Genomic DNA, 11,688 nt, shown 5'->3' with positions numbered 1-11,688 from the left:
CTATGCTCACTGGCTGGTACGTTTGACGATCCAGGGAACTAAGCACCGCGTGCTGTTTACAGATAGTGTGTCACCCATTTTCACAGGATCCTGCCATGCCCGATAATCACCCTCTTCTGGTCGTCGAAGACGACGCCATCGTGCGCATGCTGATGGTGGATGTGCTCGATGAACTGGGTTACCAGGTGGTGGAGGCCAAAGATGCCGAACAAGCGCTGCAAGTGCTGGGCAACCCGGACAAACCCCTTGCCCTGATGATGACCGATGTCGGCTTGCCCGACATGGACGGCAAGCAACTGGCGGGCAAGGCCCGCGAACTGCGGCCGCTGTTGCCCATCCTGTTCGCCAGTGGCTATGCCGACAGCTTCGATGTGCCCGAGGGCATGCACATGATCGGCAAGCCGTTCAGCATCGACCAGCTGCGCGACAAGGTGACCTCGATTCTGGCCCTCTAGGCGCGCCAGCTCCCGCACCGCTGTACCTGCGGGAGCCGGCCTGCCGCCGAAGAGGCCGAAACGGGTGGCCTGGATTCTGGTTTAATACGCCTTTTTTGCCCAAAGGCCCGCCCTCCCCATGCACCCAACCGCCCTCCACGTCCTGGTCATCGGCTATGTCTGGCCCGAACCCCGCTCCTCGGCCGCCGGCGGGCACATGATGCAGCTGCTGGAGTGTTTTCTGGAGCGCGGCTGGCGCATCACCTTCAGCAGCCCCGCAGCCATCGGCGAACACAAGGCCGACCTCGCGAACCTGGGCATCGCCGAGCAGGCCATCGAGCTGAACAACGCCAGTTTCGACCGTTTCATCGCCGACCTTGCCCCCGACGTGGTGCTGTTCGATCGCTTCATGATGGAGGAGCAGTTCGGCTGGCGCGTCGAGAAGCATTGCCCAGCGGCCCTGCGCGTGCTCGAGACCTCCGACCTGCAGAGCCTGCGCGATGCCCGTCATCAGTTGCTGCGCCGGCGCCTGGCCGAGGGCCTGGACAGCAACGACTTTCGCGCGCTGTTCAACACCTCGGGCCCCGACCTGTATCGCCAGATGGCCGGTGCCGACCTGGCCCAGCGCGAACTGGCGGCGATCTACCGCAGCGACCTGAGCCTGATGATCTCGGATGTCGAGATAGACCTGCTGGTCAATGGCTTCGGCGTGCCCGAGGCGTTGCTGCACTGGTGCCCGCTGATGCTGGCGCCGCCCACCGAAGCCTTCAGGCCGTTCGCGGAACGCGAGCACTTTCTCAGCATCGGCAACTTCCGCCACGCGCCGAACTGGGATGCGGTGCTGTGGATGAAGCACAGCCTGTGGCCGATGATCCGCCGTCGCCTGCCCAAGGCGCAGTTGCACATCTATGGTGCCTACACGCCGCCCAAGGCCACCGCGCTGCATAATGCTGCCGAAGGGTTTCACGTGATGAACTGGGCTGAGGACGCCCTGCAGGTGATGAGCGGCGCACGGGTGTGCCTGGCCCCGCTGCGCTTTGGCGCGGGCATCAAGGGCAAACTGACCGATGCGATGCTGTGCGGCACGCCCAGCGTGACCACCCCGATTGGCGCCGAGGCCATGCACGGCGACCTGCCCTGGCCAGGCCTGGTGGCCGACACTGCCGAAGGGTTGGCCGATGCCGCGGCGCGGCTCTACAGCGAGCAACCGCGCTGGGAGCAGGCCCAGCGCGACGGGCGCCAGCTGCTGAGCGCCCGCTACGACAGGCGCTGGCACGGCCAGGCCCTGGTGCAGCGCATCGAACACACGCTGGCGCACCTGGATGAACAGCGCCTGTACAACTTCACCGGGGCCATGCTGCGCCACCATCACCACAAGAGCACCCAGTACATGGCCCAGTGGATCGAGGCCAAGAACCGGCCTAGCGGCGGCGCAGCAGATACGTGTCCATGATCCAGCCCTTGCGCGCGCGGGCCTGCTCGCGCTGCGCCAGGATCTGCGCCTTGACCTGCATCAGCGGCCCCTCGATCAGCAGCTCGTCGGCAGTGCCCAGGTAGGCGCCCCAATAGATGTGCAGGTGCGGATCGTCCAGTTCGGCAAAGGCGCATTGCCCGTCCAGCATCACCACCACGTTGTCGATGCCTGACTCATCAGCCAGGCGTCGGCCCGGCAGGATATGCAGCGGCTCGCCGATACGGTTCAGTGCAATGCGGTGAGCGGCCGCCAGGGCCTGGACGCTGCTGATGCCGGGGATGACTTCAAGGCTGAACGCCGGCTGCGCCACCCGCTCCAGAATGCGCAGTGTGCTGTCGTAAAGCGTCGGCTCGCCCCACAGCAGGAACGCACCGCATTGCCCCTCGGCAAGCTCGTCGTGCAGCAGGCGCCCATACAGCGCAGCGCGCTGGCGGTGCCAGTCCTCCACGGCACCGACGTAGTCTGCAGCCGCCGCGTCGCGTTGCGGGTCTTCGACCTGCACCAGGCGATAGGGCCGGGTGACGTGGCGCTCCAGCAGCTCCTTGCGCAGGCGCAGCAGGTCGTCCTTGGCCGCGCCCTTGTCCAGCACGAAGAACACGTCGGCGCGGTTCAGGCTGTCGATGGCTTCGAGGGTGATCTGCCGGGGGTTGCCCGGGCCTATTCCAATCAGCAGCAGGTGTTTCATCGCAAGCTCTCCCTGGGGCGCGCGGCCATTGTCGGCCGGCCCGCGCCACTTGGCAAAGCCTGCGCCTACAGTACGGAGAAGTTGTAGCTGACGATCACCCGGGTCTCATCCATGTCGCGGGCGAATTTCTCGTAGTTGCTGCGGTAGGTTGAGTTGCGCAGGCGCACGCTGACGTCCTTGAAGGTGCCGCTCTGCACCTGGTACTTGAGTTCGCTGTCGCGCTCCCATTCCTTGCCCTGTGCCGGGCTGCCCGGCACCTTGACGTGATCGCCGCTGATGTAGCGGGTCAGGAAGCTCAGGCCTTCGAGCCCTACTGCCTTGAAGTCGTAGTCGTAGCGCACCTGCCAGGACCGCTCCTGGGCCGCAGCGAAGTCGTTGACCTGGGCGTAGTTGACCAGGTAGGGGTTGCTGCCATCGAGGTACGGCATGGCGTTCTCGCCGTACATGCGCTGCCAGCCGGCGCTGAGCTTGTGCCCGCCCAGGCTGTAGCCAAGCATGGCGCTGAAGGCACGGTGGTCGATGTCGCCGGCACGGGCACGACCGATGTCGTCGCTCTTGATCAGGCGCAGGTCGGCCGAGAGGCGGCCCACGCTCAAGGGCTGGCTGGCCACCAGCCCGAGGAAATGCTGGCGATAGATGTTTTCGAGCTTGGCCACCTGGTACTGCGCGCTCAGGTGCTCGTTGAAGCGGTACTCCAGCCCGGCCGTGTCGAAGTGGTCGGCGCGGGTGTCGCAGGCATAGCGCTTGTTCTTGCAGTGCACGCGGATATCTTGCTGGTCGGTCGAATCGCGGGCGGTGTACTTGTCGAGCCGCGCGGCGCTGAAGGTGAGGTTGTCGACCTCTCTGGACGTCAGCATCGCGCCATGGAACATGGTGGGCAACAGGCGCCCGTCGTTGTACTTGAGCAGCGGCATGTCCGGCAGCATGGCACCGTATTTCAATACGGTCTGCGAGTAACGCACCTTGCCGGCCACACCCAGTTTTGCGTACTGATCGGCCGAATGGCGCGGGTTGTGGCCGCTGGAAGGCAGCAGCCCGCTGTTGCTGTCGGCCGGGCTGGAATCGAGTTTGAAACCCAGCATGCCCAGCGCATCGATACCAAAGCCCACGGTGCCCTGGGTATACCCGGACTGCGCGTTGAGTATGAAGCCCTGCGCCCACTCTTCACGTTTCGACGCGCCCTGGGAGGAGGCGGTGTGACCGTCACGAAAGTCACGATTGAAATACACATTGCGCGCCTCGATGTTGACACTGCTGTCTTGCAGGAAACCACTGGCCTGGGCCGAAACAGTAACGAAGGACAACAACGCGCCGACCACCGGGCGTTGGGCAATGAAGGGAGTTGGGGCACGCATGAAAAGCAGTATCCAGAACGAAGGGCAAGGTATCCATCAGCCCCGACGGGGCTGGGCAAGGGCCGCTGCACACAACTAGGCAGCGACCGCTTATTGTCTCCAAAGCGCTCTGGCACGGGCCATTGGACCATGGTCTAGAACAGATGCCGATGCGGTAATTAATTCTTTAGTGTGGCGAGCACTGTGCAATAAGAAAGTTCCGTAGTGTGTTGTCGTAAAAGTTTGATGTTTATCGCAGGGCGATTGACTACACTCTTTTTACTGTGTTGTTTGTTTTCTACCCGGTGACGCGGCATCAATAGCGGCCTCAAGCGGTTGCGCCGCGCACGGCCCTTACCGACCAACAGGAGAGATGACAGTGTCCAGACTTGCAGAGTTTCGTGCTGCCGAAAAAGCCCTTCAGGAACAGCTTGCTCAACTGGAGGCACTGAAAAAAGACGCCGGCCTCAAACGGGAAATCGAATTCGAGCAGAAACTTGTCAGCCTGATGAAAACCTATGACAAGGGCTTGCGCGACATCATCAATATTCTCGACCCGGCGGCCACTACGCGCCGGCCTGCCAGCGCGCCCAAACAACGCCGTGCGCGCGTGGTGAAAGTCTATGAAAACCCGCATACCGGCGAGCTGATCGAAACCAAGGGCGGCAATCATCACGGCCTCAAGGCATGGAAGCAGGAGTACGGCGCACAGACAGTCGACAGCTGGTTGCGCAAGTGAAATAGTACTTCACACTTTTTTCACATGTACTGGCTCAGGATGAAGACTGCTAAAGGATTAGCGCCCCATACGCCCGCTTCGGCGGGCTTCTAATTCTTGCGCCCCGTCAGGCCTGGCCGACGGGGCGCAAACCGTTTGCGCAATCGCTTCAGTTCCGTATCATTGCTCCCTGACTGTTTTGCTGGCGCGCCAAGCGCCGGCCCTATCTGCGGAGTGCCCATGAGCCTGCAAAACCTCGACACCCTCCCCGGCGTCACCGCGCAACCGGATGCCGCGACCCACAACTTCGTGTTCAACCACACCATGCTGCGGGTCAAGGACGTCGCCAAGTCCCTGGACTTCTACACCCGCGTTCTGGGCTTCAGCCTCGTGGAAAAACGCGACTTCCCGGAAGCCGAATTCAGCCTGTACTTCCTGGCGCTGGTGGACAAGGCGCAGATTCCGGCCGACCCGGCCAAGCGTACCGAGTGGATGAAGTCGATCCCGGGCATCCTCGAACTGACCCACAACCACGGCACCGAAAACGATCCCGCGTTCGCCTACCACAACGGCAACACCGACCCGCGCGGTTTCGGCCATATCTGCATTGCCGTACCGGACATCCGTGCGGCCTGCGAGCGCTTCGAACAACTGGGCGTGAACTTCCAGAAGCGCCTGAGCGACGGGCGCATGAAGCACCTGGCCTTCATCAAGGACCCGGACGATTACTGGGTAGAGATCATCCAGCCGACCGAGTTCTGACAGCGGCCCCGGGGGCGCGCTCGTCGGCGCGCCGCCCCGGCGCACCTGGCTGTGGTATACCGGAGCTGATACCGGTTGAAGCCACCACAGCGAGGTAGCGCTCATGCACACCCTTGAATGTGTCCACCGCAACTACACGGTCACGGCAAACGTGGTTCCGCATGCCGGCATTCCCCTGCCGTTCGAAGTCGGATGCCGCATCACCTCCCCAGACAAGCACAGCACCCGGCGATTGTGTGCCCACGCGCCGCTGTTTCTGGCCGACCTGGAAAACGCCCAGCGCGCGTCGATTGCACTGGGCAAGTCGCTGGTCGACCAGCAACTGGACAAGGGCCGGTCGCTGTTCGAATAGGCCACGCAAAAGCCCTGACAGGCTGACCTGTCAGGGCTTTTGCGTTGTTGCACCGTCACAGGCCGGCAAGGCCGGCGATGCGCCTCAGGCCGGAGCGCTGGTACGGATCAGGTGGTCGAACGCTGCCAGCGACGCCTTGGCCCCCTCACCCACCGCGATCACGATCTGTTTGTAGGGCACCGTGGTCACGTCACCAGCGGCAAACACGCCCGGCACGCTGGTCTGGCCCCGCGCATCGACAATGATCTCGCCACGGGGCGACAGTTCGAGGGTGCCCTTGAGCCAATCGGTGTTGGGCAGCAGGCCGATCTGGACGAAGATCCCTTCCAGCGCGATGTCATGCTGCACGTCGCTGTTGCGGTCCTTGTAGCGCAGCCCGTTGACCTTCTGGCCGTCGCCCAGCACTTCGGTGGTCAAGGCGCTGGTGATCACGGTCACGTTGGCCAGGCTGTGCAGCTTGCGCTGCAGCACCGCGTCGGCACGCAACTGGCTGTCGAACTCGATCAGCGTGACATGGGCGACGATGCCGGCCAGGTCGATGGCCGCCTCCACACCGGAGTTGCCACCACCGATCACCGCCACACGCTTGCCCTTGAACAGCGGGCCGTCGCAGTGCGGGCAGTAGGCCACGCCACGGCTGCGGTACTCCTTTTCGCCCGGCACGTTCATCTCGCGCCAGCGTGCGCCGGTGGCCAGGATCACGGTCTTGGCCTTGAGCGTGGCACCGTTGGCCATGCGCACCTGGTGCAGCGCGCCGTCCTGGCCCGGCACCAGCGCATCGGCGCGCTGCAGGTTCATGATGTCGACGTCGTACTGCTTGACATGCTCTTCCAGCGCCGTGGCCAGCTTCGGCCCTTCGGTCTCCTGCACGGAGATGAAGTTCTCGATGGCCATGGTGTCCAGCACCTGCCCGCCGAAGCGCTCGGCAGCCACGCCGGTGCGAATGCCTTTGCGGGCCGCGTAGATCGCTGCTGCCGCGCCTGCCGGCCCACCACCGACCACCAGCACGTCGAAGGCGTCCTTGGCGTTGAGTTTCTCGGCCTGGCGCTCGCTGGTGCCGGTGTCGAGCTTGGCGACGATCTCCTCCAGACCCATGCGGCCCTGGCCGAACACCTCGCCATTGAGGTAGACGCTGGGCACTGCCATCACCTGGCGTGCCTCGACTTCGGCCTGGAACAGCGCGCCGTCGATGGCCACATGGCGCACGCTGGGGTTGAGTACCGCCATCAGGTTCAGCGCCTGCACCACGTCCGGGCAGTTCTGGCACGACAGCGAGAAGTAGGTTTCGAAGTTGAACTCACCCTTGAGCCCGGCGACCTGTTCGATCAGCTCGGCGCTCGCCTTGGAGGGGTGGCCACCGACTTGCAGCAGCGCCAGCACCAGCGAGGTGAATTCGTGGCCCATGGGGATGCCGGCAAAGCGCAGGCTGATATCGCCCCCCGGGCGATTGAGCGAGAACGACGGGCGACGGGCGTCGGCACCGTCCTCGCGCAAGGTAATCAGATCCGACAGGCTGGCGATTTCCCGCAGCAGGTCGTGCATTTCACGGGACTTCGCGCCGTCGTCGAGGGAGGCAACGATCTCGATCGGCTGGGTGACCCGCTCCAGGTAGGCTTTCAACTGAGTTTTAAGCGTGGCGTCCAACATACGGGCGATTCCTTTTCAAACGGTAGAAAAAACAACGCCCGGGCAGAGTCGCCCGGGCGTTTTGCGGGGCGGGACAGACTTCAGGTGCGGTGGCCCGCCCTCGGCTGGTTCACGGTCTTAGATCTTGCCGACCAGGTCCAGCGATGGCGCCAGGGTAGCTTCGCCTTCTTTCCACTTGGCCGGGCAGACTTCGCCTGGGTGGGCAGCGACGTACTGGGCAGCCTTGACCTTGCGCAGCAGCTCGCTGGCATCACGGCCTACACCGCCGTCGTTGAGTTCGACGATCTTGATCTGGCCTTCAGGGTTGATCACGAAGGTACCGCGGTCGGCCAGGCCGGCTTCTTCGATCAGCACGTCGAAGTTGCGCGAGATGACGTGGGTCGGGTCACCGATCAGCGGATACTGGATCTTGCCGATGGTTTCCGAGGTGTCGTGCCAGGCTTTGTGGGTGAAGTGGGTGTCGGTCGACACACCGTAGATTTCCACGCCCAGCTTCTTGAATTCAGCGTAGTTGTCGGCCAGGTCGCCCAGTTCGGTCGGGCAGACGAAGGTGAAGTCGGCCGGGTAGAAGAACACCACGGACCACTTGCCCTTCAGGTCGGCTTCGGAAACAGGGACGAATTCGCCGTTGTGGTAGGCAGTAGCGTTGAACGGTTTGACCTGGCTGTTGATGATAGGCATCGGTGACTCTCCTCAGGGTTGAAAAACTTGATGGGAGAATCCTAACCATTCATCGCCGATAGCGCTCATTGGCAAAGCTGATGCTGGTGATTGGTTTTGGCTATAAAGCTCAGTACAGATAGACGATTTATGTTGATGCGATCGCGGGCCAAGCCCGCTCCCACAAAGACCGTTGCAATCGCTGTGGGAGGGGGCTGGACCCGCGCTGGAAGCACCGCTTAGCGCGTAGGCGTACGCAGGGTCACGAACTCCTCCGCGGCTGTCGGGTGCACACCGATGGTTTCGTCGAACTGCTGCTTGGTCGCCCCGGCCTTGAGCGCGATGCCCAGGCCCTGGATGATCTCGCCGGCATCCGGCCCGACCATGTGACAGCCCAGCACGCGGTCGGTGTCGGCATCGACCACCAGTTTCATCAGGGTCTTCTCCTGCACGTCGGTGAGGGTCAGCTTCATTGGCCGGAAGCGGCTTTCGAAGATCTGCACCTTGTGCCCCGCCTCCAGCGCCTGCTCCTCGGTCAGGCCCACGGTGCCGATCGGCGGCTGACTGAACACCGCCGTCGGGATGTTCCGGTAATCCACCGGGCGATACTGCTCCGGCTTGAACAGGCGCCGCGCCACGGCCATGCCTTCGGCCAGGGCCACCGGAGTGAGCTGCACGCGGCCGATCACATCGCCAATGGCCAGAATCGACGGCTCGTCGGTCTGGTACTGGTCATCGACCTGCACGTAGCCGCGCTTGTCCAGTTGCACTTCGGTGTTCTCAAGCCCCAGGTTGTCGAGCATGGGGCGCCGGCCGGTGGCGTAGAACACGCAGTCGGCAATCAGCTCGCGACCATCCTTGAGGGTCGCCTTGAGGCTGCCATCGGGCTGCTGGTCGATACGCTGGATGTCGCTGTTGAACTGCAGGTCGAGACCGCGTTTTTCCAGCTCTTCCTTCAGGTGCGTGCGCACTGCGCCATCGAAGCCGCGCAGGAACAGGTCGCCCCGGTAGAGCAAGCTGGTCTTGGCGCCCAGCCCCTGGAAGATTCCGGCGAACTCCACCGCGATGTAACCACCCCCCACCACCAGCACACGCTTGGGCAAGGTCTTGAGGTAGAACGCCTCGTTGGAACTGATGGCCAGCTCGCGCCCGGGGATGTCCGGAATCTGTGGCCAGCCGCCGGTGGCGATCAGGATGTTCTTCGCGCTGTAGCGCGTGCCGTCCACCTCGACCTCATGGGGCCCGGTGAGGCGGCCGTGGCCTTCGAGCAGGGTCACGCCACTGTTGACCAGCAGGTTGCGGTAGATGCCGTTGAGCCGCTCGATTTCACGGTTCTTGTTGGCGATCAGCTGTGCCCAGTCGAACTGTGCATCTTCCAGCGACCAGCCGTAGCCTGCCGCCTGCTCGAAGTCATCGGCAAAGTGCGCGCCGTACACCAGCAGTTTTTTCGGCACGCAGCCGACGTTGACACACGTGCCGCCCAGGTAGCGGCTTTCGACCACCGCCACTTTTGCGCCGAAACCGGCAGCAAAACGTGCTGCACGCACACCGCCGGAACCGGCGCCAATCACGAACAGATCAAAATCGTAGGCCATATCAGTCTCCTTGGCAGGCCGCCAGCATACCGCCAGCCAGGCCCATAAACAAAAAAGCCACCCGAAGGTGGCTTTGTGACGCAACCGACCGAGTGAACTCAGTAGGCCTTGCCGGTCTTGTAGAAATTTTCGAAACAGAAGTTGGTCGCGTCGATGTAACCCTCGGCGCCACCGCAGTCGAAACGCTTGCCCTTGAACTTGTAGGCAATCACGCAGCCGTCCTGGGCCTGCTTCATCAGGGCGTCGGTGATCTGGATTTCACCGCCCTTGCCCGGCTCGGTCTCTTCGATCAGCTTGAAGATGTCCGGGGTCATGATGTAGCGGCCGATGATCGCCAGGTTCGACGGGGCGTCTTCCGGCTTTGGCTTCTCGACCATGTTGCGTACACGGTACAGGTCGTCGCCGATCAGGTCGCCGGCGATCACGCCATACTTGCTGGTTTCCTGCGGGTCGACTTCCATGATCGCAACGATGGTGCAGCGGTACTGCTTGTACAGCTTGACCATCTGCTTGAGCACGCCGTCACCGTCGAGGTTGACGCACAGGTCGTCGGCCAGCACCACGGCAAACGGCTCGTCACCGATCAGCGGGCGACCGGTCAGGATCGCGTGGCCCAGGCCTTTCATTTCGGTCTGGCGGGTGTAGGAGAACGAGCACTCATCGAGCAGGCGACGAATACCGACCAGGTACTTTTCCTTGTCGGTGCCCTTGATCTGGTTTTCCAGCTCGTAGCTGATGTCGAAATGGTCTTCCAGAGCGCGCTTGCCGCGGCCGGTGACAATGGAGATTTCGTTCAACCCAGCGTCCAGCGCTTCTTCAACGCCGTACTGGATCAGTGGCTTGTTCACCACTGGCAGCATTTCCTTTGGCATGGCTTTGGTTGCTGGCAGGAAGCGGGTGCCGTAACCGGCTGCCGGGAACAAGCATTTCTTGATCATAAACGTCCTTAACAAGGGGCTGTGCAGTACGAAATTCGGCGCAGTCTAATCAGGCGGCGATGCGCTTACAATGCCCCCGTGGCCCGGCCGAATGAATGATAGAGAAAAACTCAGTGTAGATAGTTCCCGCAGGTTGCAAATAATCCGCGTATCCAGGCCCGCAGGCAGGCCTGGATACGCGGATGGGCGAGCGTTCTAGCCGCCTGTGCCCTGCCCGATCAGCACCCCGTCGACCTTCTGGCCATAGAGGTTGACGCCGTCATTGGCGTGGAACTTGAGCCGGGTTTTTTCCACCGAGCCTTCGACCAGGCGCGGGTCCTGAGGGCGCTCATGCGCGTTGATGAAGGCCGCCACGTCCCAGGCCTGCTGGTCGGTCAGCGTGCCTGGCTTGCCCAGCGGCATGTTGTGCTTGATGAACGAGGCCGCCGTGTTGATGCGGTGCATGCCGGCACCCCAGTTGTAGGAGTCCTTGCCCCACAGCGGTGGCATCACATAGTCCTTGGCCACCTTCTGGCCCTGGCCGCTGTCGCCGTGGCAGATGGCGCACTGCTGCTGATACACCTGGGCACCGCGCTTGATGTCATAGCCCTGCGCAGGCTTGTCGACCTCCGGGTAGCCACGCCCCGGTGTCTCGACGCCGATCGGTGCCTTGCTCGCCAGCCAGTAGGCATACACCGACAACGCCGTCATCTCGGGGCTGTCGGCCGCCGGCGGCTTGCCGTTCATGCTGAACTGGAAGCAGCCCTGGATACGCTCGGCAAAGGTGTTGACCTTGTCGTTTTTCTTGCGATAGGCAGGGTACATCGGGTAAGCCCCCCACAGCGGCGCCGAATGCGCCAGCCGTCCCTGATCCAGGTGGCAGTTGCTGCAGTTCAGGCCGTTGCCCACATACTCGGGGGCCAGGCGCTTGGTGTCGACGAACAGCGCATAGCCGTCGCGCACCATCTTGCCGAAGGCGTTGTCGGGCAACTCGCTTTCGGCGGGGGGCTTGAAGCTGGCCGGCGTGCTGGCCGGCGCCACTTTCAGTTGCGACTGGTCTTCCATGGCGATCGGGGCCGCCTGAACGCCGCCCATGAACAGGGTCAGGGT

The 11,688-nt window shown here is 62.9% G+C and carries 12 protein-coding genes; 5 read left to right on the top strand and 7 right to left on the bottom strand.

What is annotated here, in order from left to right; translation table 11 throughout:
• Positions 1–95: 95 nt before the first annotated feature.
• Positions 96–455 carry a response regulator gene (locus JZZ72_RS04810; RefSeq protein WP_054914313.1) on the top strand — a complete coding sequence of 120 codons (360 nt, stop codon included), beginning with the start codon at positions 96–98 and terminating at the stop codon, positions 453–455.
• A 118-nt stretch (positions 456–573) separates the two neighbouring features.
• Positions 574–1,887, top strand: a complete 1,314-nt coding sequence (locus JZZ72_RS04805; protein ID WP_043861750.1) for a glycosyltransferase — start codon at positions 574–576, stop codon at positions 1,885–1,887.
• Here JZZ72_RS04805 and cobF read toward each other — a convergent pair.
• A complete protein-coding gene (gene cobF / locus JZZ72_RS04800; RefSeq protein ID WP_043861749.1) occupies positions 1,856–2,593 on the bottom strand; it encodes a precorrin-6A synthase (deacetylating) in 738 nt (245 codons plus the stop codon). The genes JZZ72_RS04805 and cobF overlap by 32 nt on opposite strands.
• Positions 2,594–2,658: 65 nt before the next feature.
• Complete coding sequence (locus JZZ72_RS04795; RefSeq protein ID WP_043861748.1) at positions 2,659–3,948, bottom strand: OprD family porin; 1,290 nt, start codon at positions 3,946–3,948, stop codon at positions 2,659–2,661.
• 358 nt (positions 3,949–4,306) lie between these two features.
• Here JZZ72_RS04795 and JZZ72_RS04790 point away from each other — a divergent pair, with 358 nt between their 5' ends.
• From JZZ72_RS04790 to JZZ72_RS04780, 3 genes are all read left to right on the top strand, one after another.
• A complete protein-coding gene (locus JZZ72_RS04790) occupies positions 4,307–4,666 on the top strand; it encodes a histone-like nucleoid-structuring protein, MvaT/MvaU family (protein ID WP_043861747.1) in 360 nt (119 codons plus the stop codon).
• Positions 4,667–4,885: 219 nt separating this feature from the next.
• A complete protein-coding gene (gloA, locus tag JZZ72_RS04785; protein WP_043861746.1) occupies positions 4,886–5,407 on the top strand; it encodes a lactoylglutathione lyase in 522 nt (173 codons plus the stop codon).
• Between the two features lie 103 nt (positions 5,408–5,510).
• Positions 5,511–5,759, top strand: a complete 249-nt coding sequence (locus JZZ72_RS04780; protein ID WP_054914310.1) for a hypothetical protein — start codon at positions 5,511–5,513, stop codon at positions 5,757–5,759.
• A gap of 84 nt (positions 5,760–5,843) precedes the next feature.
• Here the strand turns inward: JZZ72_RS04780 and ahpF are convergent, their stop codons facing one another.
• From ahpF to JZZ72_RS04755, 5 genes are all read right to left on the bottom strand, one after another.
• Positions 5,844–7,406, bottom strand: a complete 1,563-nt coding sequence (gene ahpF / locus JZZ72_RS04775) for an alkyl hydroperoxide reductase subunit F (protein ID WP_078481836.1) — start codon at positions 7,404–7,406, stop codon at positions 5,844–5,846.
• A 117-nt stretch (positions 7,407–7,523) separates the two neighbouring features.
• Entirely contained in the window at positions 7,524–8,087 is a 564-nt protein-coding gene (gene ahpC / locus JZZ72_RS04770) for an alkyl hydroperoxide reductase subunit C (protein WP_043861743.1), read from the bottom strand.
• 218 nt (positions 8,088–8,305) lie between these two features.
• Positions 8,306–9,661 (bottom strand): glutathione-disulfide reductase, encoded by a 1,356-nt coding sequence (gene gorA, locus JZZ72_RS04765; RefSeq protein ID WP_054914308.1) that lies wholly within the window; start codon positions 9,659–9,661, stop codon positions 8,306–8,308.
• A 98-nt stretch (positions 9,662–9,759) separates the two neighbouring features.
• A complete protein-coding gene (gene galU, locus JZZ72_RS04760) occupies positions 9,760–10,599 on the bottom strand; it encodes a UTP--glucose-1-phosphate uridylyltransferase GalU (RefSeq protein WP_043861741.1) in 840 nt (279 codons plus the stop codon).
• Positions 10,600–10,794: 195 nt separating this feature from the next.
• A complete protein-coding gene (locus JZZ72_RS04755) occupies positions 10,795–11,643 on the bottom strand; it encodes a c-type cytochrome (RefSeq protein WP_370409331.1) in 849 nt (282 codons plus the stop codon).
• Positions 11,644–11,688: the final 45 nt, after the last annotated feature.

The organism is Pseudomonas palmensis (genome assembly GCF_017848315.1).
Classification (GTDB): Bacteria; Pseudomonadota; Gammaproteobacteria; order Pseudomonadales; family Pseudomonadaceae; genus Aquipseudomonas; species Aquipseudomonas palmensis.
This window is presented reverse-complemented; position numbering and strand designations above follow the sequence as displayed.

Bases quoted from the DNA above. Each gene is read 5' to 3' on its own strand.
- JZZ72_RS04755 (WP_370409331.1), bottom strand. From the start codon at position 11,643: ATGGAAGACCAGTCGCAACTGAAAGTGGCGCCGGCCAGCACGCCGGCC.
- JZZ72_RS04795 (WP_043861748.1), bottom strand. From the start codon at position 3,948: ATGCGTGCCCCAACTCCCTTCATTGCCCAACGCCCGGTGGTCGGCGCG.
- gorA (WP_054914308.1), bottom strand. From the start codon at position 9,661: ATGGCCTACGATTTTGATCTGTTCGTGATTGGCGCCGGTTCCGGCGGT.
- gloA (WP_043861746.1), top strand. From the start codon at position 4,886: ATGAGCCTGCAAAACCTCGACACCCTCCCCGGCGTCACCGCGCAACCG.
- JZZ72_RS04780 (WP_054914310.1), top strand. From the start codon at position 5,511: ATGCACACCCTTGAATGTGTCCACCGCAACTACACGGTCACGGCAAAC.
- galU (WP_043861741.1), bottom strand. From the start codon at position 10,599: ATGATCAAGAAATGCTTGTTCCCGGCAGCCGGTTACGGCACCCGCTTC.
- JZZ72_RS04810 (WP_054914313.1), top strand. From the start codon at position 96: ATGCCCGATAATCACCCTCTTCTGGTCGTCGAAGACGACGCCATCGTG.
- ahpF (WP_078481836.1), bottom strand. From the start codon at position 7,406: ATGTTGGACGCCACGCTTAAAACTCAGTTGAAAGCCTACCTGGAGCGG.
- JZZ72_RS04805 (WP_043861750.1), top strand. From the start codon at position 574: ATGCACCCAACCGCCCTCCACGTCCTGGTCATCGGCTATGTCTGGCCC.
- cobF (WP_043861749.1), bottom strand. From the start codon at position 2,593: ATGAAACACCTGCTGCTGATTGGAATAGGCCCGGGCAACCCCCGGCAG.
- ahpC (WP_043861743.1), bottom strand. From the start codon at position 8,087: ATGCCTATCATCAACAGCCAGGTCAAACCGTTCAACGCTACTGCCTAC.